The organism is Sphingobacterium sp. MYb382, from assembly GCF_037572665.1.
Lineage (GTDB): Bacteria > Bacteroidota > Bacteroidia > Sphingobacteriales > Sphingobacteriaceae > Sphingobacterium.
Map to the genome: position 1 here is coordinate 133,143 of NZ_JBBGZT010000028.1, position 23,559 is coordinate 156,701.

At 40.8% G+C, this 23,559-nt stretch carries 22 protein-coding genes; 11 read left to right on the forward strand and 11 right to left on the reverse strand.

Annotated elements, in window-relative coordinates:
* Nucleotides 1–6 precede the first annotated feature (6 nt).
* The 4 genes from WH223_RS14985 to WH223_RS15000 form a co-directional block, all read right to left on the reverse strand.
* The gene (locus WH223_RS14985) at nucleotides 7–3,363 is read right to left on the reverse strand and encodes a DEAD/DEAH box helicase (protein WP_340048563.1); all 3,357 of its coding nucleotides are present in this window, start codon (nucleotides 3,361–3,363) and stop codon (nucleotides 7–9) included.
* 99 nt (nucleotides 3,364–3,462) lie between these two features.
* Nucleotides 3,463–4,551: a serine hydrolase domain-containing protein gene (locus WH223_RS14990; RefSeq protein WP_340048564.1), complete on the reverse strand. Its 1,089-nt coding sequence runs from the start codon at nucleotides 4,549–4,551 to the stop codon at nucleotides 3,463–3,465.
* 28 nt (nucleotides 4,552–4,579) lie between these two features.
* Nucleotides 4,580–5,224, reverse strand: a complete 645-nt coding sequence (locus tag WH223_RS14995; protein ID WP_340048565.1) for a peptidylprolyl isomerase — start codon at nucleotides 5,222–5,224, stop codon at nucleotides 4,580–4,582.
* 209 nt (nucleotides 5,225–5,433) lie between these two features.
* Nucleotides 5,434–6,366, reverse strand: a complete 933-nt coding sequence (locus tag WH223_RS15000) for a hypothetical protein (protein WP_340048566.1) — start codon at nucleotides 6,364–6,366, stop codon at nucleotides 5,434–5,436.
* Nucleotides 6,367–6,656: 290 nt separating this feature from the next.
* On the opposite strand from WH223_RS15000, the gene WH223_RS15005 reads away from it, so the two are divergent.
* The 8 genes from WH223_RS15005 to WH223_RS15040 all read left to right on the forward strand — a co-directional run bounded on the left by WH223_RS15005 (nucleotide 6,657) and on the right by WH223_RS15040 (nucleotide 15,235).
* Nucleotides 6,657–7,556 (forward strand): SDR family oxidoreductase, encoded by a 900-nt coding sequence (locus WH223_RS15005; protein ID WP_340048567.1) that lies wholly within the window; start codon nucleotides 6,657–6,659, stop codon nucleotides 7,554–7,556.
* An 83-nt stretch (nucleotides 7,557–7,639) separates the two neighbouring features.
* Nucleotides 7,640–8,554: a helix-turn-helix domain-containing protein gene (locus tag WH223_RS15010; protein ID WP_340048569.1), complete on the forward strand. Its 915-nt coding sequence runs from the start codon at nucleotides 7,640–7,642 to the stop codon at nucleotides 8,552–8,554.
* Between the two features lie 142 nt (nucleotides 8,555–8,696).
* Complete coding sequence (locus tag WH223_RS15015; protein ID WP_340048570.1) at nucleotides 8,697–9,191, forward strand: hypothetical protein; 495 nt, start codon at nucleotides 8,697–8,699, stop codon at nucleotides 9,189–9,191.
* 2 nt (nucleotides 9,192–9,193) lie between these two features.
* A complete protein-coding gene (locus WH223_RS15020; protein ID WP_340048571.1) occupies nucleotides 9,194–10,012 on the forward strand; it encodes a helix-turn-helix domain-containing protein in 819 nt (272 codons plus the stop codon).
* A gap of 5 nt (nucleotides 10,013–10,017) precedes the next feature.
* Nucleotides 10,018–10,473, forward strand: coding sequence for a nuclear transport factor 2 family protein (locus WH223_RS15025; RefSeq protein WP_340048572.1), 456 nt, complete (start codon nucleotides 10,018–10,020; stop codon nucleotides 10,471–10,473).
* A 159-nt stretch (nucleotides 10,474–10,632) separates the two neighbouring features.
* On the forward strand, nucleotides 10,633–12,048 hold the full coding sequence (locus tag WH223_RS15030; RefSeq protein WP_340048573.1) for an aldehyde dehydrogenase family protein: 1,416 nt from the start codon (nucleotides 10,633–10,635) through the stop codon (nucleotides 12,046–12,048).
* A 577-nt stretch (nucleotides 12,049–12,625) separates the two neighbouring features.
* A complete protein-coding gene (locus WH223_RS15035) occupies nucleotides 12,626–14,950 on the forward strand; it encodes a TonB-dependent receptor domain-containing protein (RefSeq protein WP_340048574.1) in 2,325 nt (774 codons plus the stop codon).
* 99 nt (nucleotides 14,951–15,049) lie between these two features.
* Nucleotides 15,050–15,235: a hypothetical protein gene (locus tag WH223_RS15040; RefSeq protein ID WP_340048575.1), complete on the forward strand. Its 186-nt coding sequence runs from the start codon at nucleotides 15,050–15,052 to the stop codon at nucleotides 15,233–15,235.
* A gap of 88 nt (nucleotides 15,236–15,323) precedes the next feature.
* On the opposite strand, the gene WH223_RS15045 is transcribed toward WH223_RS15040, so the two are convergent.
* Both WH223_RS15045 and WH223_RS15050 read right to left on the reverse strand, forming a co-directional pair.
* Nucleotides 15,324–15,950 carry a chloramphenicol acetyltransferase gene (locus tag WH223_RS15045; RefSeq protein ID WP_340048576.1) on the reverse strand — a complete coding sequence of 209 codons (627 nt, stop codon included), beginning with the start codon at nucleotides 15,948–15,950 and terminating at the stop codon, nucleotides 15,324–15,326.
* Between the two features lie 2 nt (nucleotides 15,951–15,952).
* Complete coding sequence (locus WH223_RS15050) at nucleotides 15,953–16,645, reverse strand: HAD family hydrolase (protein WP_340048577.1); 693 nt, start codon at nucleotides 16,643–16,645, stop codon at nucleotides 15,953–15,955.
* A gap of 88 nt (nucleotides 16,646–16,733) precedes the next feature.
* Here WH223_RS15050 and WH223_RS15055 point away from each other — a divergent pair, with 88 nt between their 5' ends.
* The gene (locus WH223_RS15055) at nucleotides 16,734–17,300 is read left to right on the forward strand and encodes a Crp/Fnr family transcriptional regulator (RefSeq protein WP_340048578.1); all 567 of its coding nucleotides are present in this window, start codon (nucleotides 16,734–16,736) and stop codon (nucleotides 17,298–17,300) included.
* A gap of 166 nt (nucleotides 17,301–17,466) precedes the next feature.
* A complete protein-coding gene (locus WH223_RS15060) occupies nucleotides 17,467–18,027 on the forward strand; it encodes a hypothetical protein (RefSeq protein ID WP_340048579.1) in 561 nt (186 codons plus the stop codon).
* Between the two features lie 76 nt (nucleotides 18,028–18,103).
* Here the strand turns inward: WH223_RS15060 and WH223_RS15065 are convergent, their stop codons facing one another.
* The 5 genes from WH223_RS15065 to WH223_RS15085 form a co-directional block, all read right to left on the reverse strand.
* Nucleotides 18,104–18,526, reverse strand: a complete 423-nt coding sequence (locus tag WH223_RS15065; RefSeq protein ID WP_340048580.1) for a DUF3995 domain-containing protein — start codon at nucleotides 18,524–18,526, stop codon at nucleotides 18,104–18,106.
* Between the two features lie 359 nt (nucleotides 18,527–18,885).
* Nucleotides 18,886–20,121, reverse strand: a complete 1,236-nt coding sequence (locus tag WH223_RS15070; RefSeq protein ID WP_340048581.1) for a hypothetical protein — start codon at nucleotides 20,119–20,121, stop codon at nucleotides 18,886–18,888.
* On the reverse strand, nucleotides 20,118–20,561 hold the full coding sequence (locus WH223_RS15075; protein ID WP_340048582.1) for a Rieske (2Fe-2S) protein: 444 nt from the start codon (nucleotides 20,559–20,561) through the stop codon (nucleotides 20,118–20,120). The genes WH223_RS15070 and WH223_RS15075 overlap by 4 nt, the downstream gene beginning before the upstream one ends.
* Before the next feature lie 10 nt (nucleotides 20,562–20,571).
* Nucleotides 20,572–21,738, reverse strand: coding sequence for a di-heme oxidoredictase family protein (locus WH223_RS15080; protein ID WP_340048583.1), 1,167 nt, complete (start codon nucleotides 21,736–21,738; stop codon nucleotides 20,572–20,574).
* 453 nt (nucleotides 21,739–22,191) lie between these two features.
* Nucleotides 22,192–22,569, reverse strand: coding sequence for a winged helix-turn-helix transcriptional regulator (locus WH223_RS15085; protein ID WP_340048584.1), 378 nt, complete (start codon nucleotides 22,567–22,569; stop codon nucleotides 22,192–22,194).
* Between the two features lie 123 nt (nucleotides 22,570–22,692).
* Here WH223_RS15085 and WH223_RS15090 point away from each other — a divergent pair, with 123 nt between their 5' ends.
* Nucleotides 22,693–23,487, forward strand: a complete 795-nt coding sequence (locus WH223_RS15090; protein WP_340048585.1) for an SDR family oxidoreductase — start codon at nucleotides 22,693–22,695, stop codon at nucleotides 23,485–23,487.
* Nucleotides 23,488–23,559: the final 72 nt, after the last annotated feature.

The following is a 23,559-nucleotide window of genomic DNA, read 5'->3' on the forward strand; positions in this document are numbered from 1 at the left end:
TGTGTTTTAACTTTTAGGGCTGGGCTCCAATAAGGCCAACAGCTCTTGCTTAGAAAAACTGCCACCGGTTAATTCTGCCTTGATTAGGTCTTGTGCCAATTGTTTTTTGCGCTGTTGTAGATTGAGCATCTTTTCTTCGACACTTTGACTACAAATTAGGCGTACAGCAATTACTTTCTTTGTTTGCCCTATACGGTGAATACGATCTATTGCTTGGTTTTCGACGGCCGGATTCCACCAAGGGTCGACAAGGTAAACGTAATCGGCTTCCGTTAGGTTTAGGCCTACACCACCGGCCTTTAAGCTGATAAGGAAAACGCGTACATCATCCTGATTTTTAAAAGCATCAACTTTGTCTCCTCGATTTGTCGTTTGTCCCGTTAGGTAGGCGTAACCAATGCCTTGCTGTTCCAACTCCGCTTTGATAATGTCTAACATCTCCACAAATTGGGAAAATACTAATATTTTGTGCTCAGCTACCTTGGTGCTTATTTCCTCCATCAGGACGCTTACTTTAGCTGCATCGGCACCGCTATATCCTTCTTTCAACAGAAGAGGAGAGTCACATAGCTGGCGCAGGCGTGTTAGCCCTGCCAACACGTGTGGGCGCTTTTCATGTATGGCATCTTCATCAATCGTGGCTACGAAATTACGTAGTTCCTCCTCATATCTATCGTAGATAGCACGTTGTTTATCGCCCATCTCACAGTAAAGGATAACTTCTGTTTTCTCGGGAAGTTCTGTTGCCACTTGATTCTTCGTTCTGCGGAGGAGGAAGGGGGCTATCGTTGCGTGTAGTTCCTGTGCGCGCTTGCGGTCGCCAAAGCGATCAATTGGTAGGGCATAGGTATTTTTGAAATATGATTTGTTGCCGAGTAATCCAGGGCAGCAGAAGGATAGCTGCGCATAGATGTCGAAACTGTTGTTTTCGATTGGTGTTCCCGTCAGTGTAAATCGATTGCGGGATTTTAAAGAGCACATCGCTTTATAGCGCTGTGAACTCGGGTTTTTAATCGCTTGGGCCTCATCCAAAAATAGACAATCGAAGCTTAGCTTCTGCCAAGTATTGAGGTCCGCTTGAATCGTTCCATAGCTCGTTAACAAGAGGTCGTAATCGGCTAAATGAAGGCCTTCCTTACTTTTGCTTCCTCCGTGAAACGTTTGGAAGCGTAGTGACGGCGCAAATTTAGCCAGCTCTTCTTCCCAGTTGGAGAGTAGCGATGTTGGGACAACGATTAGATGAGGGGCAGCAGGTTTTTTATGCTCCGCTAAATACAATATAAAAGCTATAATCTGTAGCGTTTTTCCAAGTCCCATATCATCGGCTAGGCAGCCACCAAAGTGATGCTTGTCGAGATGTGCTAACCAATTTAAACCCTCGTGCTGGTAGGGACGAAGCGTCGCTTGGAGCTGTTGAGGAATAGCAACAGCAGGAGCCGCTTTACTTTGTGCCATAGCCCTGCGCAGTGCTTGTACTTCTTCGACTAATTGTGGGCCTAAAAGTGTTTCATCTAGCAGGGTTGTCATGTCTTCAAAAGCAACCTTAGGAATCTTTAGACTATCTTTTTCGCTGTCGAAACGCTGAAAATAACCAGCTATTTTTTGCAGCCATTCTTCAGGTAAGAGGCCATGTGTGCCATCGCCTAATTCCACAAATTTCTGCTTCCTGCGTATGCTACGCTGTAGCGCTTTTAAGTTGGCCGTTTGGGACCCAAATTGAACCTTTATTGCCATATTAAACCAATCTTCACCACTTAATATTTGGATATTTATCTTCGCTGGATGTGGATTGCTATTGCTCGTTATTTTGTTGAATCCGAGGATGCTAATGCCTTGGTTGCGCCAATGCTCAAAAGCCTGTAAAAACCAGTCGTTGTCGAAGAAAAGGTCTTTGTGCAAGTAAAAGAAACGACGCTCTTTACGTTGCTCGATGAAATCATCATGTTGTAGCATGATGGTCTTCGTTAAACGATCTTCCGCATCTAGGTTCCGAGCGATATGGACGTTGTTTTTATTCTCGTCGGCTGTGTAAAGTTGCTTTTTTGAATACACAGGCACTTCCAGTTCGCCATATTTCATGACGGGTGTTAAAGCGATATAGTTTCCTTCTTGCTCTAAGTAAAGCAAGGATTCCATCGCGTTGGAAATCGCCTCCTGTTGTGCTGCTGAAGCCGGTTTGATATAGCGATAATGGATATGCACATGCGTTTCTAAGGGCGCTAATACCTGCTCCATAAATACCTCATATTTAGAGGGATGAATAAGGATCTTCTCATGGTTGGCTTTGAAGAATAGTAAAGCACGTAACACATCTGGATTGTTGAGTGCATAAAAGTGCTCCTTATGATAGATAAGGCTTTGGTAACGGATAACGAGCTCCGCAAAAGGTAGTACTAAGCCTGCGAGATGGAGCTCGCCCGTAATTTCGTAGAAAGGCTCTTTCTTAAATACAAAAAGCTCCATAGTGGCTTCTACCGCATGTAGATGGGCGCTTCGTAGCGTACGGTTGCTTATCTTTTCTCCTTTATCACGGTCATGGAAATATACGGGTAGGTCGAGCGGATTTTTGGCGATGGCCAATAAAATATTCGCGTCTAGCGACTCTTCGGAGTCTGTATATTGATTTTGTAAGGCATACAAGGCCGTATAAAACTTGATTGCTTCACTGTTTTGCGTTTTCCATAACAAGGACATGCTATCGATGGGCTCCACAGGATTCTTAAGGGCTCCTTGCAGCGTTCTTTCTGCCTGCATCAATTGGATATGCAGTTGTTGGTAATAACGATGACGCCCAATAACTAAAATCGTTTGTGGAGCTTCTTTTGTAGGCTTGCTATCGTATGGTTTGCTGGATTCTATAGGCAATAGATGGCGCTCGAAATGCTGCTGATCTATTTTTAATAGTTCTTTAACTTGTGACTGTATGGTTATTCTTCCTTCTTCATAGTGGATGGAAAAGAACGTGTCTAAATCATTTTCCTGTTCTAGACCATAGTCTTTGGCTACCGCCAATAATTTACGTCGGCGTAAGCTTTCATCAAAGAATATACGGTAGTTTTCTTTGTCGAGTAAACAGAAAAGGGCTTGCGCCTGATGGTCACAAAGTTTGTTTTTGGACTGTGTACACGAACAATATAGGATGACATGTCCGTTTTGTTGTTGAATATGAACAGGAGGGAAGTCTAGAAGATGTTCGGGATGTCCAAATACAGCCTCGTTTAATGTGATCTCGAACGGTACGAGCTTTAGGTAATCCTTATGGTCTAAAAATAAAGCCGAGTGCACATGCTTCAACAGGGTGTATGTCGATAGCTGCGCAATGCTGGTTTGTTCTAGTATATATTGATGGGCCTTCTCGCTCATATTTTTTCCAAGGCCAAAAAGCCACCGTAAAAATAGACTTTATTTTCTATCCTTCCTTATGGCTAGACGTAGAATAGGTAAAACATTTTATGATCTTTATTAATCTCCTTGTGCATAGATTCCTGCTAACCATGGGAATAAAGGCTTTTGGAAGGACTTATAAAAAGGTTCTCCATACAAAGCGGATTGAATGCGTTCAAAAGCTTTGCTTGCAAGGTCATCATCACGGTTGGTGAAGACACTAATAATAATCTTATTATGAAGGTCAATGCTGATGATATTGTTGAAGCCTGTTGATTCTCCGGAATGGAAAAGGTAGCTGTGTCCTTCCTTATCCGTGAACTTGAAAAATCCTAAGCTATAACTTACATTGTCTTTTACTACTTTTTCATTCTCCTCTTGAAGCTCTTCATATCGGGGTCGTTTGAAATAATCTGTCAGCAAGTTGAAGGTCCATAAATGAAAGTCTTGGCTGGAAAAATAAACTCCGCCATCTCCCTGTGTGCCACTGGTGATGCTTTGGTCCGCGAAGTGGAAGGCTCCTTGTTCGGGATGATAGCCATATACGCGGTCAAAGATGACGGCATTGGGGCGATAAATGGCGGCGAACTTAAGGCGTAGCGGATCAAATAGGGATTGCTGCACATAAATGTCGAAAGGTAATCCGGATACTTTTTCTACAATAAGGGATAGCAGGCAATAGCCGGTATTGCTATAGCGAAATGCTGTGCCTGGCTGGAAGTACAAGCTGTTTTTGTTTTGTAGCAAATCGATAATATCGCCATCCATCACCTGTATTTGTCGATCTTTAGGTATCAGATCTTCATAGTCGTAGATGCCTGAACTGTGGTTCAGCAGTTGACCGACTTGTATATCTTGTATTGCGGCAGGTAGGTTTCTAAACCATTTTCCCAAGTTGTCACTTAGCGCTAGTCGGCGTTTTTCGATAAGCTGATAAATGGCTAGGGCTGTCACTTGTTTACTAACGGATGCCATACGGAAACGGCTACCTGTGTTTATTACTTTTTCTATTTCCACTTGGGCCAACCCTCGGTTGTAGATATATAAGGGACTACCATTTTGGGATACCATAACCGACAAACCGGGTTCTTTTTCGGAAAGAAGGGAGGCTAATTGCTGGTCTAAAGCGGTGCTGTTGAATTGCTGACCTTGACTATACGTAATCATGGAAATGAAAAATAAAAGCGTTAGCAGACTATTGCGCATGGTCGAATACGTTAACATGAAAAGGAATCGCTTGAATAGGGTAATTAGCTTTGTCTGTAGCCACCTTGCTGATGTTGAGAAGCACATCAAAGCCTTCGTAAACTTCGCCAAAGACGGTGTAGTCTTGGTCTAGACGTGGAAGGCCACCATCACGGAGGTAGCTCGCTCGTTGCTCAGCCGTAAATTGTATATGCTTCTTTTGTGTCAAGTCGTCAAGGTCTTTCTCGGTTACGGCCTTGCCAACGACGAAGTATATTTGATTTAAAAAAGAGGCTTTCTCTGGATTGTCGTCGCGGCCGGCACCCAAGGCGCCCAACTTGTGGAATGCACGGCTATCAAATTCTGGCGCTAAGCGTGGTTTTCCTCCTGTAGGATTTTCTTTCTCACGTTTTTCAATAGCAATATCATGCTCACCACCCTGCACTACGAAATCTTTAATGACGCGATTGAATAAGGCGTCTTTATAGACTTCATCTTGAATGCTTTCTACAAAAAGATCACGATGTTTAGGTGTGAAGTCGTACAATAGCACTTTGAATGTACCGTAAGGCGTATCAAATTGAACATGCTTACGCTGTGCGTAAGTTAGGGAGTTGAAGAATAAAAAAAATAACGGAATTAATACTTTTACCATAGCGTGCTTTTGATTCGGTAGCTAGGTTAAAATTATAAAAATATATGGATAATAGTGTTGTTTTACGCTTGTTTTTCTGTGTGGTACACGGAAAAATTTAGCCCAATTAAAATCCGCTAAGGAGGCCTTCTTGTTAAAGAGATTGCGTTTTCTTTGTGACTTTGTTTGCCCAAGGAAAACGCAATCGTTATTTTTTATGTGGTGATAAACTAGTATTTGATAGCAGGGAATGCAATTTTTGCGGCTTCCAGCTGTGGTAACCAATTATTCCCTTTATCATCTTTTTCGCCAAAGGCTGTTAAGGCTAGCTCTTTTAAATCTGCTTTTGCAGCACCACTCCAAAAGTGGATAAATTCCCCATAGTTCATGCCGCGTGTGTACTCTTTGCCTAAAGCGATGTCACGCTTTGGAAAGTTCGCAGCCAACAATTCGAAGAAACGCTGTAAGGCGGCACGTTGTCCGTATTTTTGGTAAATAGGGTAGAACCAGTCTTTAAACCAGTAGGTGTTTGCACGCGGGAAGTCATCTTTGGTAGCCATGCAGCTTTTATAAACACTTTCCGCTTCTTTAGTCCAGCCCAGGTTGACATAAACATCATAGTTGAAAATTTCCATCCACTTGCTATCACGCCAAATACCAAAGGCTGGCGACCCTTTGACACCATGAGAAGCGCCCTCAACGATATGGCCTATTTCGTGAATGTAGGCGTCAAGATTCCATCCCGTGCTATCGCGCCACGAGGTACTACCTAAGTCCACCATATTGCGGTTGTCATGATTATCATCGAAATAAGATGCCGGGTGGCCACCGCCGTATTTTCCGGTGTGTAGAATGACGAATAAGCGAGGGTCGGCACCATAGCTACCATATGTTTTCTTTACATACTTCCAGGCGTCATTCGCTTTACGAATAGGCCAAGTAATATCTCTAGGCATATCATCATCGTAGTACATCGCTACCTCATCATTGTAGTATACTCTTTTAACGAGTTGTTTGTGTTCAAACCAATGCTCTTGCCAAGTTTCTGGTGGAGCTGGTAATTTTTGCTCTTTAGCATTTGGATCTAGATTAGATTTCTTTTGTGCACAAGCTGTACTGCATAGCCCTATGAGCAACAAAAAGGGTAAGGTTCTTTTTATCATTATTTTTAAGTTGATTGTTAGTATGATTTAGATCGCGCTAAAAGTAATGAAAATAACCATTGCTTAAATCGTATTAGCATTTGAAAAAATGAGTTTTTACCTTAAAAAAGCCTTCATAACAGAAATATTACCCAATTGACCATCAAGAGAAAGACTGCGCTACATATAGGATTGATAGCCGCTTTTAAAATTACCTACTTACGTTACGATTTGGCTACATAATGAGTCGTTTTGGCTACACGCATTTTTGTGATTTTTTGAACCTTTGTTTTGTAAAAAAACGTATAGCTATGAAAGTATTTGTAACTGGCGCCAGCGGTTTTGTTGGTCGTGCCGTTGTTCAGGAATTATTAGCCGCAGGCCATCAGGTTGTAGGATTGGCACGTTCGGTGGAAGCTGCCCAGCAGTTGGTTGCGGCGGGGGTGGTACCTTTTATGGGCGATTTAACACAGCCCGAAGCGTTAGCACCCGCAATAGCGGCTACCGATGCCGTTATCCATTTGGGCTTTATCCATGATTTTACACGTTTTAAGGACATGTGTATGTTGGATGCTGAGGTCATTGAAAGTATAGGCGAGAAACTAAAAGGTACAACCAAGTCTTTTATTATTACTTCTGCCATTGGCATTATCGCTAAAGAAGGTGTGGTCATTGAAAGTGATCGTGCAGGTAATAGCATCAATCCTCGTGTAGCAACAGAGGAAGCTGCAGATTTAGTAGCCCGTCAGGATGTTCATGTGTCTGTTGTCCGTCTTTCACCAGTGATTCATGATCAAGGCGATGTACATGGTTTTCTACCTTCTTTAATCCGTTTGGCTAAAGAAAAGGCAGTCTCTGCTTATTGGGGTGATGGCAGCAATCTATGGCCTGCGGCACATCGTCTTGATATTGCTAAACTATATGTACATGCGCTAGAAACGATAGCTACACCTGGAACCCGCTATCATGCGGTGGCCGAGTCGGGTGTTCCTTTAGGTAAGATAGCTGCCGTTGTCGCCGAAAAGTTAGACCTACCGCTGGTTGCTATTCCTACCGCCGAAGTTGAGCAGCATTTCACCTGGTTTACACATTTTGCCAAGTTTAATATCAAGGCTTCGAGTGCCGAGACGCAGCTAGCGTTGAGCTGGCAGCCTACGCATCCCACTTTGTTGGAAGACTTAGAAGGAACGGTTTACTTTCCATCCGTTTAAAACTGTATATTTATAATCAGAATAAGCTAAGGCCTCTATGAAGAGCGTCTTAGCTATTTATTTTTCCGCTAGATAGACTTGCTATGGAACCAAGAGCTATAAAGACCATTTCCGAATTTCATACATTGCGAGGCTTGCCTAAGCCTAAGCATCCGCTCATTTCAGTAATCCGCTTTGCGGATATGAAAAATAAACCTAAGGCAGGAGGAGAGAGCTGGTACTTTGATTTCTATTGTATTTCGTTAAAACGAAATATGAACCATAAATACCGATATGGTCAGCAAGACTATGATTTTGATGAAGGTTTGCTTTTCTTCATGGCGCCGCAACAATTATTACGTATTGAAATTGAGGAGGGAGAGGTTAGAGATCCTGAAGGATGGATGTTAATCGTACACCCCGATTTTCTTTGGGGAAAGCCAATCGCAAATACTATTAAATCGTATGAGTTCTTTGATTATGCACTTCACGAAGCATTGTTTCTTTCCGAAAAAGAAGAACAACAAATGGAGCAGTTAATTCAAAATATAGAACACGAATATAATAACCCTACGGATAAATTTAGTAAGGATATTATCCTATCCCAGTTGGAAACGATGTTTGGTTATTCCAATCGTTTCTATCAACGCCAGTTTCTTACGCGCGACAAAGCGAACCATGAGCTCCTTGAACGTTTAGAGAAGCTACTTCATACTTATCTTAATGACCCTCTGTTGATGAGCAACGGGCTGCCTACTGTGCAGGAGCTTGCCAATAAGCTCCATTTGTCGCCAAGCTATCTGCGCAGTGTCTTGCACTTGCTTACAGGGCAAAGTACGCAGCAATATATACAGCAGAAGCTGACCGATAAAGCCAAAATTATTCTCACGACGACCAATTTGTCGGTGAGTGAAATTGCGTATGAACTGGGCTTTGAGCACCCGCAGTCGTTCAGTAAGTTTTTTAAGAAAATGACCAATTCTACTCCTTTAGCCTTTCGGCAATTGTTTTTGAGTTAAATATAGGAGAATAGCATTTTGTAAATTTAGTTGCACTTTGGTAGGTCTTTGTGAGGTGAGCTTTACAGCAAGTGTATTTGAGCCTTTCAGCAACTGTTATCTGTTTTAAGTTTAAGAAATTTGTACTATAAATTGATATCACATGGATCTATTAAAATTGAGTACCGAATGGGCACGCGCCGAACTATTCTCTGCCAAGATCGTCTGGTTGTTTAGTTTAATCACCTTAATCAGTGCTGTAGGCTTTAGTGTATGGGGTAAAACCGCCATGGCTAAGGCTTTTGTTATTCCGCTTGCCATTGCGGGTGTTTTATTTATTGTTATCGGCATCGGTCTGTATGCAGCCAATAAACCTCGAATAGCACAGTTTGAGCAGGAGCAGCGCACCGATAGAGCGGCATTCATCACCAAAGAAATTGCACGTACAACAAAGTCTAACCAAGATTTTGTCTTAGTTTTTAAAGTATTACCTGCCTTGGCAGTCCTCGCGGCGGCGGCATTATTAATTGCACATGCTCCAGTATGGCGTGCCGCAGCACTTGTCACGCTTCTCGTAGTAGTCTTTTTGATGCTTGTCGATAGCAATACTGCTGCTCGTAATGAAGCTTACAGACAAGAATTATTAAATAGTAAATAAGCATGAAAGAAATTCAACCGGATACGTCAGACTCATTTGTGTACTCCTGTAGCTCCGCAGAGATGTGGGGATATGAACAGTTTGTTCCTGAGCATGTTTTAGCTTTCCAAGCTTCGGGGGAAACACATATTTTCCATCAGAACGGTACTTTGATTTTGAAGAAAGGACAACTAATGTTGGCTCGAAAAAATCAGTTCGCTAAAAGTTTTAAAACGCCCGCTAACGATGGAGAGTACAAGGCTTTTTCCGTTATTTTAAAAGCGGAAGACCTTCAAAAGTATGCTGCTCAGCAGCAGATAGATATTGCAAAAAAATATGAAGGAGATTCCAATATTGTCTTAGCGTCGGATGCTTTTTTAGAAAGCTATTTCCAGTCTTTGTTTCCTTACCTTAATCATCCAGGGAAAGGGTCGGAGCACATGACCTTTAGTAAAATAGCGGAAGCTATAGCTTTGATTTTAAATAATGACCCTTCGTTAGAAAGTTTCTTGTTTGACTTCGTTGAGCCTTACAAGATTAATTTGGAGGCTTTTATGGAGAAAAACTATCAGTACAACGCCTCAATAGAAAACTTTGCGAAGCTTACAGGACGTAGTCTTGCGGCTTTCAAGCGTGATTTTAAGGCTCAATTTAGGACTACACCCGCCAAATGGCTTAAAAATAAAAGACTCGAAGAGGCTTACTATTTAATTCATCAGAAAAATAGAAAGTCTGCTGATATTTACTTAGACCTTGGTTTTGAGAATTTATCACATTTCTATACCGCTTTTAAGGATAAGTATGGCATGACGCCAACACAAAGTTTAACGCAACAAAAATAAATGCCATGAATCTAGAATTAGAAATTCAAGCAAACCGCGATCGCCAGGCGATTATCGATTTAGTAAATGCTTATGCCTATTGTGCAGATACACGTAATGCGCAGGGACAGATGGCTCTTTTTACCGTAGATACTAACTTTGAAGTGTACTACGATCCAAAGGCCGCCGAACCAACGCAGGTCGTGAGCAACAGGGAAGACTTGTTTCCTATCTTTGACAACTTAAATACGTACGATGCTACCATGCATTTTAATGGGCAAAGCACGATTACGTTGACGGGTGAAGGTAGTAATACGGCTACGGGTATTACCTATTGTATGGCACATCACTTGACGAAAGCAAATAACATTCAGAATTTTATGGTCGCTGCTATTCGTTATGAAGATGTCTTCACGAAGCAGGCCGATAGGTGGTTGTTTGCGGAGCGAAAACTCTTCGTTGAGTGGATAGAGAATCGCTAGTATTTTATTGATATCTATTGTTTTATAATCCATCCTGTCTTAGGATGGATTTTTTTGTGCTTTAAAAAATTGAGCTTTTCAGTAAGTGATAATTGAGCTTTTTAGCAAATAAAGGCAATCCGATATTGCTCAACTTTGTATAAACAAAAACAGAATAAGATGAAAGTAATAGATAAAATTTATGTTAATGGTGAGTTCATCCGTCCTGAAGGACAAGAGAAACTTGCTTTGTTAAGTCCTGTTACCAATGAGCAAATTGCAGAGGTAGCCTTAGCCAATGAGAAAGATACCCAAAATGCGATTGCAGCAGCTAAAGCAGCATTCAAATCGTTTTCAAAAAGTAGCCGTGAGACACGTATTTCCTATTTAGAGAAGTTGCGTGCAGCTATCGAGCGTAGAGAGAAAGATCTTGTTGATGTAATGGTTGAAGAATATGGTGGTACTTATCAATTTTGTTCGATGATAACACACTTCGCGCTGGATGATTTTGATGCGATGATTGATGTGTTGAAAGATTTTTCTTTTCAGCGTACTACAGGGAAAGCAAAAGTACAGCTTCAGCCGGTAGGAGTTGTGGGAATTATCATTCCTTGGAACATGAGTAATGGTTTTATATGTACTAAAATTGCAACCGCGATTGCTGCTGGATGTACGGTGGTCATCAAACCTAGTGAATTGAGTGCACAGCAGACGCAAATTATGGCGGAATGTATCCATGAAGCAGGTATTCCCGCAGGGATCATCAACTTTGTAAATGGTATGGGCGATGTAGTAGGCGCGGAGCTTACACGCAATCGTGACATTCAGAAAATAGCGTTTACAGGATCTACAGGTGTCGGCAAAATCATTGCTAAAGGTGCAGTAGATAGTTTGAAACGTGTGACCTTAGAATTGGGGGGGAAATCACCGAATGTAATTTTGGAGGATGCCGACTTGGAGAAAGCTATTCCTACAGCGGTAATGGCGGCTTACCTAAACAGTGGTCAAGCCTGTGCGGCGGGTACACGTTTGATCGTTCCAGAGCGTAAATTGGATCAGGTTAATGCACTAGTGAAAGCCGTTGTTGAGCATATGAAAGTAGGTATTCCTTCGGATGCTGATACGGCTGTTGGGCCTATTGTGAGTCAGAAACAATTTGAGCGCGTACAAAGTTATATCGAGATCGGTATTGCTGAAGGAGCTACTTTGTTGACTGGTGGGCCAGGCAAACCTGAAGGATTAGAAGCAGGTAACTTTACGAAAGCTACGGTGTTTACCAACGTAGATAATAAGATGCGTATAGCGCAGGAGGAAATCTTCGGACCTGTATTGGCTATTATCCCTTACAAAGATGAAGAAGAAGCTTTAGCTATTGCAAATGATACAGACTACGGTTTGGCGGCTTACGTATTTTCTGAAGATCGCGCTAAGGCAGAAGCATTTGCTTCTCATATCGATGCTGGTCGTGTATGTATAAACGGATTGGCACACGATTCTAAAACACCTTTCGGTGGATTTAAACAATCGGGTATTGGTCGTGAGTACGGTGAGTTTGGACTAGAAGAATACCTAGAAGCGAAAGCTATCTTGGGTTAATTATCGCTAATATTTGGAAAGGCAGATTTTTACAAATCTGCCTTTCTATGTTTATAAAGAAAGAAGTACAAAGATCATTAATGATTATTACAGTGTGTCAATTGTCATTGACTGAAATGTATTTATTCGAAATCTTATTTTCCTTATTAAATAAAGTCTTATTGTATGCTTATTAAAGCTTTATTGGACATCTATTAGCTAATCTGCTTGTTACCTTTATCACAACTAAGGTTATGAATTCTTATAATTAAAGGTTCACTTTCTACATTAACTAGAGTGATGATGTTTTTTTAATTAAAATTTATCAAACAAAAGTTTTTCAGAATATTATTTATTGTTTTTTAATTAAAGTTATTTTATTGATTATTAGTTTTTTATTGTAAAAAAAAAGAAACTTTTTTTTGTTTGAAAACTTTTTTTTGTTTGTTTTTTTCTTTTTACGGATTTCCGTAAAAAATATCTTTTGGGTAGATGTATTTTTATTTAAAAGATAAAAATTGCCAATTTATACTTAATTAGTGTTTAGATGAGTAAAATGAAAGAATATTTTGTTCGGTTTTGTTTATTAATCCTCTGTATGCTGAGTTTTAATTTCATACAGGCCCAGACCTACAAAATTCAAGGAAAGCTAGTAGATGAGCACCAAGTACCTATCGAGTTGGCTCAAATAGTTTTTTCAGCAACGAGCACAGCAAAGCCTTTCACAACACAGACGGCCAAAAATGGAAATTTCCTAATCCATCTGCCAGCACTAAGCTATAAAGTACAAATTTTCTTTATGGGAAGCCTACTTAAGGAAGACCAAATAACCGTACTGTCGCAGACAGATTTAGGCGTTATCACAACCAATAAAACAGTAATGTTGGATAGTGTTGTTGTGCGACACCAAGGGAATGTATTGGAACAAAAAATAGACCGTATCGTATTTAATGTGGAAAAATCTATTGCTGCACAAGGGATGGATCTTACGGAGGCTCTAACCTATGCACCGATGGTTCAGGTGGGCGAGTCCAATATTTCTATTGTTGGCAGAAACGGAGCCGCTGTCATGATAAACGATCGTTTGGTCAACCTCTCCGGTTCAGCATTGATAAACTATCTTAAGACACTCCGCTCGGACAACATCGCAAAAATCGAAGTCATCACGACCCCACCTGCCAAATATGACGCACAAGGAAATGGCGGACTAATTAACATTGTAACCAAGAAAAACACCAACCTCGGATGGAGCGGTGCCGCAGGCTCTAATTATACCAGAAGGTCTAACAATGGATTTGGAAATAATCTCACCCTTAATTATCAAGGTGAGAAAACAAGTATCACCACTAGTCTTAGACAGAACGATAGCCGATCATTTTCTAGTGGCTATAGCAATCTTCTCGCTACGGAAAGCCTCCTTACGAGCTATGGTACAAACGCCCACAGCCAAACATGGGGCGGTTCTTTAACGATAGACCATGCCTTAAACAAACGCGCTAACATAGGTCTCGTACTTGATTATGTTTATGCTGATGCCGACAGAAAGAAAAACACAGAGCTTGATTACCTTCTTTCAAATAAGTTAGACAGCATGATGCATACAGATGCTACCGAAAAGGCTAAGACACCAACTTTCATCGCTAGTGCTTACTACGACTTAAAGTTGGATTCTACAGGCAAGAAGCTAAGCATTTTGGGAAACTACCTAACAACCAACCCGAAGAGTATAACGGATTTCGAAACAAACAACCGCACAAACGGAAATAACTATGTGATAAATACCGACAATGCCTTAAATTATCATATTTATACTGGCCAGCTCGACTTCTCGTTGCCCTACCAATGGGGATTTTTGGAAACAGGGACAAAATATACGCGCTTTAGCAATAATTCGGGTCTACAGTATTTCAACGTTGTTGATGATGGCTATATCCTAGCTCTCGAGAAAAGTAATGATTTCCAATATAACGAAGATAATATTGCGCTCTACTTAAGTGCAAGCAGAAACATCGCAAAACTATGGTCGGCAAAAGTAGGTTTACGCTACGAGTATACCTTTTTAAAAGGCTACTCACCAACGCTTCATGAAACCAATAAAAACAACTATGGAAACCTGTTTCCAACGGTATATATATCGTATAAGCCAAATCCGAAAAACACCTACTCGTTGAACTATTCGAGACGTATTAATAGACCATCATTTGGTCAGTTAAACCCATTCCGTAGCTATGCAAATCCGTATACCTACTTTGTTGGAAATCCGGAATTAGCACCCTCCTATACCGACAATCTAGACCTTGGCTACAGCTTTAACAATAAGTTCAATATCTTCCTAACGGCACGCCAATGGAAAAATGGCAATGCTTATTTAGCTACTTTTGAGGATGGCTATCAAGTGAATAAACAAGAAAACTATATCGACCAAAAATCACTAGGTGGTTACCTTTATTATGCTAATCGTTTCTTTAAATTTTGGAATACTTCTTCTAGCATCAGCCTAAGCTACATGGCTTCGACAACTAAAATTGAAGAAGCCGTGGGGTTAAAAGGATTCAATACCTACTTTAATTCTAACAACACCTTCCTTTTAAATAAAAAACAAACGCTAAGCTTATTGGCCAACTACACACATTTTTTTGGCAACAAAAGTGGAAATATTGAGAATTTATCCAATGCAAACTTCACCTTTGGAGGACGTGCTGCTTTCCTCAACAGAAGCTTAAACCTTACAGCCTTTGTAGCTGATATATTCAAACAAGACTACAGCCGTGGTAAAGGTGTCTACCAAAACTATGAACAAACCTATAGGAACTATATTGATGTCAGACGCTTTGTGATATCAGCTAGTTATTCTTTTGGAAATAAAAAAGTTAAGTCCATAAACAAAGACACTAAATTCAGTGATAAAAGTAGAATTGATTAGTATGATTTGACCACAAGTTTTGTAAGTGCGCATAACAAGATTCTGTGATTAAATAAAGCCAGTAGGCAATTAATTATCCATTTTTTTAAATTTTAAATTATGCAAAAAAAAACAAGTCTTAGCAGTATTTCCAACTCGTTAGTTGGAGATATGTCCAATTTGCACGATGATCAAAGCGGAAGCTTAATGGGGGGCTTTGCTGTACTAAGTACAGAACACATGGCAAATAATTTGAAGGGTGAATACTATAATCTTATAAAAAATCAATTAGAATTAGGTAATTAAACTATTTTACTCTAAAATAGTTTTGCTAATTAAACATTTAACAAAACAAGGCTGGTTGTTCAACACAACGAGCCTTGTTTCGTTACAGTTAGTCTTTATCTAATTCCGCTTGAAAGCGGTCAACAAATAGTCCAACATGGGAGCCATCCATTAGGCCATGATGGCCATGAATAGAAACAGCCATCGTCTTAATACCGTCTTTATCGATTATCTTGCCGAAGGAAATTTTTGGGCAGCTATCCGGGAAGGAGAAGCTACGTGCATGCGATAAACCGGTGAAATCTACCCATGGTATAGCGGAGAAGTGGATAACATTCTGACCAGACTTAGCAGGGAGCAAATCTGTCGTACTTTGTACACGAGCAATCTCTGCTTTTGCTGCTTGAAAGAAAAGCTGTTCATCAGCATTATAATCTACGTAAGAAAAACCAAAAGTCCCGTTCGGGCGGTTGATGGTTGGCGAGGCGTGCACCTCTTCATGTAGGTATACTTCTTTGTCTATAATGCTATAACGGAAATTCTCGATACTATTTGCTGCCTTAAGTGCTTTATGCAAGTAAGATAAAAAGAAAGATTTACCTTCTTGCTTGGCATGTATATATGCTTTTGTACAGTCTACACGTACTGTGAGACCGAAGAATGGCTCTTCAAATTGAGAAAAGAAGTTGTATAATGCTTTTCTTTCCCATTGCTCTATATTTATTTTTGTTTTCATGCTTAAATCAATTTTTGTAAAATATGGTCGATGGATGATAATTCCATGAATTGCTTATGCGTTAAGGTTTGTGCATGCTGTTCGTGCGTCCAGGTCACATGATAGGGAATATGTGCACCATAGCCTCCAATTTCCAAGACAGGTATAATATCTGATTTGATGGAATTCCCCAGCATCAAGAAGTTCTCGGCTTTACAGTCCAAATGCTTCAATAACTTTAGATAGTCACTTTCCTTTTTGTCGCTCATTATTTCGATATGATGAAAATAGCTTGCTAATCCTGATTTTTCAAGCTTACGCTCTTGGTCAAGAAGGTCTCCTTTGGTGGCGACAATCAATTTGTAGTGGGGCTGTAGTCGCTTTAACGTTTCTGCAACACCAGGAAGGAGCTCAATAGGCTTTCGTAGCAGCTCATGGCCAATAGCGATAATACGATCCATTAAGCTAAGCGGAGCAGTACCTTTGGAAATACGTGAAGCAGTTTCAATCATGCATAGCATAAAACCTTTAACGCCATAGCCATAAAGCGCTAAGTTTTTCATCTCTGTTTTAAAGAGCTCTTCTGATACCGTATGCTGCGGTTGAAAGTCTGCGAGTAGGTCACAAAACTCCTTTTCTGCTTCTTGAAAATAAGACTCGTTTACCCAAAGGGTGTCGTCTGCATCAAAGGCTATGGTTGTTATATTATTTTTCATCTAGCGCGTGTTTTGTACTTTTGTGTACAGTCGGCTACAAATGTCGACAGCAAAACGTCTCCAAAAAAGGACATTTGTCCCAGTCATTATGCTAAGAACCAATCAGTCATTTTTATCCTATACGAAAGAGCTTTATGCGCAGCAAGCGCGTAAAGAGGATATTATCGTTAAAAAATACAGTAAAGGGCAGCGTTTATTTGCGCAAGATGAGCACGCTACTAAGCTAATGGTGCTTGCGGAAGGCATCTGTAAATGTTATTTTACGGAGAGCAACGATAAAGCCTTTATTTTAGAGTTTTTGGGTATGGGAGAGATTGTGGGTGAAGTAGAATACCTGCGGAAAATCAATAGTTTATGTAATATTGAGGCCATTACGGAGGTTACGGTATATGCTTTTTCAATTTCTTATTTTCAGGATTTGCTGAAAAAGGATTTTTACCTTAATGAGTTGCTTTTAAACGTGTTGGCTGAGCGTATTGTAAATACGTCACGTCGCGCTTCTTATCAGCAACTATATACGGTACAACATAGCCTAAACAAGCTGTTGGATCTGCAAGCTCAGCAGGAAATAGCGATTAGTAAAAGTGATATGGCTGATTATCTGGGTATTTCGTTGCGTAGTTTAAACCGTGAGTTGAAAAATATGGAGCGCTAATTCGTTGCTTTTCGACCTTTCTAAGCCTTAGATTTTAGTCTTTTAAAATTTAACTTTTTTTCACATTAACTTTCTGGCACCCAGGAGTCTGTTGGCATTTGTTTTGAACATATCTCTCAAGAACGTATAAAAATAACAAGCTACGTTTCGCTAAAAAATTGAAGGTATGAAAACTACAGCAAAATGGGTTGGAGCAATGTTAACAGGACTTACATTGTTTGCTAATTATGGAGAAAGCTCCGCAAAAGCGTTAACTTTTGCTCAGCCTGCTAAAGTACAAAAAGGTACAGCACAGGTTAAACCTGCGCAATCGGCGAAAGTACAAAAAGAACAACCGAAGGTGAAAGCTACGGAATCGAAAGTAGCATATGAAGAGGCTACAGGTTATTTTGTTAAAAATACCGTGAAGGGGCCTTTGGCAAATCCTAAAATAGAAACGAAAAAAGGTTTTGACGAAGTGTTCGGTCCTGCAACTACCATGGGGAAAAATGGAAAACCAACAGCTATTAATTTTGACAAGAAATTTGTCATCGGTATTGTTGGCGAAAAAACAGATAAGTCCACCAAATTGCAACCTGTAAGTCTAGAGAAAGAGGCTTCCGGAAATTTAGTCCTTTCTTATCGTAAAGAGGTTGGAATTAAGCAAAGTGCAACGTTCGTACCTACGCTAGTCCTTTTAGTGGATAAAGCGCATACTGGAAAAATTACCCTTAAAGAAGTCAAATAAATTTAGTTTTAAAAGAAGTAGTATCCTGAAATCCTGATCGAATTCTTAACAAAGAATTTGGTCAGGTTTTCTTCTTTTAGGCAAGTGGTAGTGTTAGCAGTTTAAACATCAGCAATAGGCTTATAAAGATGCAAATGGGGATATAATAATGATTGTCCATATAAGCAAATACACTATGCTTAACACGTTTGGATAGGCCTACGTAGCTGAAATCTCCGATAATACGTAAGAGAAAGGCGATGAGTATCAATCCGAGTAACAGCCGTTGTGTATGAATTGCCATGGAGAAATAATCGGCGTGTACGATGATGATAAAAGCTATAAAGGCGAAGCTCACAAAAATGCAGGGCAAGAATCCCGCTTGAAACAAAGGGATGCCTGGCTCTTTGGTCGGAATTGTTTTATGCTTTAACCATTTGCCTCCCAATGACCAATAGAAATGGAGGATGGCAATCAGTAGAAAGCTAACCGTTAAAAGGGTATTACAAAGCTGTATCATAAGCTATGTGTATTAATAATATTTGTTTACATCTATTGAATAAAAGTTTATAGAGAAACGTATTTATCCAACAAGGTTAATTTTAAAGAATAATACCTTTGTTTATTCTATTTGTTTGCAACGCTTACGAAAAAAGTTGAGTTTATCTTTGAACATTTGATATCTTAACTTTACTGATAGTATGATTTTGTTTGGAAGGGAATATTAATTACTGTTTCTTAAAAAAAACAATTAAAAAATAGTTGAAATTAAAGGTAAAAGCCCGATTGGATATCGGGCTTTACTATTGTGAAGGGAAGATGGAAAGTGGGACTGCTTTTTGAGCATTTTCCAAGTATATAAGGGATATTAATAACTGATTAGAAGTAGGTAGAAATACCGAAGTTAAATCCGCCGAGTCGTTTCGCTGGATTACTTAAAAAATCGCGTTGTTCTTGGTAACGGTAGTTCAGTCGCAATACCGTTGATCCATTGGGCCGAAAGCTTAGTGCAGGGACGATGCTCCATAGGTCGTCACCAATTTTTTCACCTGTTTCCTTAAATCTATCTGCATTCCAGTCTACGTACTCGACTCTACAGGCTACATTTAGGGTTGCTTTATCCCAGCCCAACAGGCGACCACGGACAATAGGCTGAACGACATCAATGAAGCCGCCTCTTTGTCTACTTCCATATTGCTGCGTATATGTTTCCGGAACTTGTACCTTCACCCATGCAAATTCACCGATGATGAAGGTGTCCCAATTCGGAATGTGTGTGTTAAAGTCTACGGCGAATACGTCGAGTCTACGGCGCTCATCAATGTCGGAGCCGTCATCTTGATACTTGTTGTACGCACCACCCATGTAGGAAAGCCCAATTTCACCTACTTTAGCATGTCGTATGGCTATTTTTCCCGTATATAAGGGTTCTCCGCTCGTGCTTTCCTCAAAGCGTTCCGTATTTTCTTTTGCCGCAGGGAGGTAGGTTTTTCCTTTGCTGTTGTTGATGATTGAACTATTAAAACCACTAGAGAGATAGGCTTCATAACCAAACATCCACTGTCCGGTATATTTTTTACCATAAACACCAAATCCAGCATTGCTCCAAGTGGCGGGCAATAGTTGCGTCATGGCAATCGGTCGGTCAGTAAATTCCCATTTCGGTCCATCGTGGTTTTGGTTGAAGGCACCGATTGGATTGACAATCATTCCTCCACGTAGGTTGAACAAAGGATTGAATTCGAAATCTAAGGCCGCAAACTCAATAGCAAGTTCCTTTTCGGCAGGCTCAAATTCTATTTCTGACATAAACTTGATGCGCTTAGAAATTGTAGAGGCTACAAAAATGGTCATTCTACGAAACTGAAATTGATGGCCCTCGCTGACACCAGCTTCGCCCACATGCTGCCAATTGGCCTCCATATATCCACCGATGGCGATGGGCAGCTTATTGGCCGTCAAGAATGGTCGGTTGTAAATAGCATCCATATTTAAGGTATGCTTTAGGCTGTCCGTAGGTAGCCTGCGGAAGAGCGTAGAGTCTGCTTGCGCAAAAGCTACCACGGAACAGCAACTTGCAAGTATAGAAAGTAGAAGTGTTTTTCGTATCGTCATTTTTTAAGTGATATTTTAAGGATGTTATTTGCTATGGACAGCGGGAAACTGCGCAGATGTTGCGCTGCAGGCCCATTTTCAACATGACCGCGATTGTCGAACGTACTGCCATGTGCAGGGCATTCTAGCTTGTCGCCAAAAATTTGCAGCTCTGCACCTTGATGAGTGCAGCTCATCCACAGCGCACTGTAGTCATCCGCCGAAAGGCGAAAAACAGCTATCGGGTATTGGAGGGCACTATTGTTCACAATGAGGTACTTTTTATGTTGTTTCTGTCTCCCGTTGCCTACTTCAAACTCTGCAAGAGGAAGCTCAATATATTCGTCGTGAAGCTGCCCAGCTATACTCTTGTGGGAGGCGCAGCCCTCTAGTAAAATAGCCGATAAGGTACCGCCCATACAGGCGAAGCCACAGCTTTTGATGAAATCTTTACGTAGCATAGCGCTGTTTTTATAAGGATTCGAGAAATTTTAACAGGGCCGTTTTGTCGCTGTCGCTTTGTTTATTGTAGGCATCACGTGCGCGGCTACCTTCGCCACCATGCATCGCTATAGCCTGCTCAATACTTTGCGCACGCCCATCATGCATTAAATAGTATTTTCCGCCTTGCGATTTACGAGAAAGACCTAAGCCCCAGAGCGGTGGTGTGCGCCATTCAGCGGTTTTAGCACTTCCTTCGGTATAGCCATCATCGAGTGCAGGCCCCATGTCATGAAGCAGTAAATCCGTATAAGGATGAAACTCTTGGTTGGCTAAGGCAGCGATGGGTGCATCGCCTGTTTTCAATGTCGGACGGTGACAGGCGGCACAGTTGATTTGTGTAAACAAGGCTTTTCCTTTTATAACTTCTGGATTGTCTTGATGGCGTGGTATCGGTGCTTTCAATGTTTTTAGGTAGAAGGCCAAATTGTTGACCTTTACGGTCTCAATTTCTGGATCAATTTCTTCTTTGCTATATACGTCAATAGGGTTATAAATAGAAGTAATCCCAATATCTTCGGATAAAGCATCGACCGTTTGTTGTAAAAGGTCGTATACGCTCGCTTTCTTTCCAAATCGACCTATGTATTTACCATTTTGGCTGATGCCTCCAGCACGTGGATTTACATAGCTAGGGATATTGATCCAGTTAACGCGACCACGGATACCGTCGCCATCGCGGTCGTCGGGGTCTGCCATCGCTAGTAGGAGGTGGTCGGGAACATATTCTAAGAGACCTAAACCGGTTACCGCAGGCGGCGTGAGCTTCGAAAAGGTGGCCCCTGCAGGAATAGTTTCTGGCGTATAGCCTGGTATGGCTCTATTTTGCAACTGTGGGCCACCTAAATGCAGGAATTTATTGCCTGTTTCATCCGTTTGTCCAAAACGAATCAGCGTGCTGAAAGGATGCCCTTTTCCATCACCGGCATGGCAACTTACGCAACTGTTGGCCACGAAAAGAGGACCTAATCCTTTCTCTATTGTAAAAACCTCATCATTGAATGTTTTGTCTCCGTCTAAGAAACGCTGTGTTTCGGCATGGCTTAAATCATCCATAGGGCCGTCTAGTAAATCTTCCTCTTGGGGCTCACTAGGCTCGAGTTTCTGGCACGCTTGTACCAGTAGGATTGCACTCATAATGCACCCTAGTATCATACTTGTTTTCTTCATTATCTGCTTCTTTTTTTTAATAATTAGTTCAACAAAAGTAATAAGTTAGTTTAATCTAACAAATATAAATCTAATATTTTTGTTAGAGTAGGCTAATTTTAAAAAAAAGAGTATAATAGTTTGTTAGGCTTTTGGCTGAAAAATGTGACCATAGGACTATTGAGGGTATAATCGCTTCTATTTTTTTGCTTGTAATGTTAAGGGAGAAATGAGTTAGATTTGTGTAACTTTCGTTGACAGGAGGAGTTGATAGAGCTGGTGTTTATCTATTTGCATAGGGTAGCAAATAGTAGGGATGCGTCTTATCGTGAAATAAGCGTATTGGCGCAATTGATTAGCTGTCTTTTTTAGCCATCAGGACATCATCCTATGTGGTTATATGTGTGGGGGAATATTAGGGGGGCGTAAACTGCTTATTCGTTACTCTTCTGCTGAGTTTGTTTCGTTGAATCGCTTATTAATGACGTCGCGTAGGTGTTCCTGATTTGTATCTCCCCATGCTCCTAGGGTATGAATTATGGGAATTAATGATTTTCCGAAATCGGTTAAATTATATTCTACTTTTGGTGGTAAAACCGGATATATTTTCTTGATAATCAACTCATGCTCTTCCAATTCATTTAATTGGATATTTAAGACCCTGCGTGATGCATCTGGTATTTTACGTTGCAGTTCGCTAGGGCGTAGGTTTCCTTCATGGATAAACCACAGTAAGCGCATTTTCCATTTACCGTATAAAACTTCTCCGATAAGGTCTAAACCACAGTTTAAGCTCGGTATTATTTTTCGTTCATACATATATCAAATGTAACCCTATGTTTTATAATCTGCAATAGGGAATAATTTATCCCTATGCAATTCGTTTTTCCGTACTTGTTTGACTTCGTCTTATACCGGAAATTTGTATCAAAATAGAAAGAAATGGAAACATATTTAGATTATCAAAACGAGTTAACAGGTAAGATAGCATTAGTAACAGGGGGGACTAAAGGTGCCGGAAAAGCGATTGCTAAACGTTTGGTTGCCGCTGGTGCTCAGGTTATTATTACGGCTAGAAATCAGCCAGAAAGCATAGATTCAGGTATGTATTTTATTGCAGCAGACCTAAGTAAAACGGAAGGTTCGGCTAAGGTTGCAAAGGAAGTGCTGGCTAAATTTGGTGCTATTGATATTTTAGTCAACAATTTAGGCGGTTCCGAAACACCGGGTGGTGGATTTGCGGCATTGACGGATGCCGACTGGGAAGAAACGATACAGACGAATTTGTTAGCACCGGTACGTTTAGATAGAGTTTTTTTGCCAGCTATGCTTGACAAAAAAGCAGGCGTTATCATTCATATTGCATCCATTCAAGGAAGACTGCCTTTGCATGATTCTACACTTCCATATGCGGCAGCGAAAGCTGGACTTATAAATTATAGCAAAGGCTTATCGAAAGAGGTGTCGGGAAGAGGTGTACGTGTTTTGACTGTTTCACCAGGTTGGATTATGACGGATGCTTCTATCCGAATGATGGAGCGTATCGCTGACAGTTCGAGTATTTCTATAGAAGCGGCTACGCAAAGTGTGATGGACGCTCTAGGCGGAATCCCTTATGGAAGACCTGCACAACCAGAAGAAGTGGCCGAATTGGTTGGCTTTCTTGTATCTCCACGTGCAGGCTACCTAACGGGAACCGAGTTTGTCATCGATGGTGGTACGCTACCAACCATCTAAGCTGTATATTCAAAATGAAGTTTTTGGAAAATACACCTGCTACTCGTCGGTAGTAGGTGTGTTTTTCTGTTT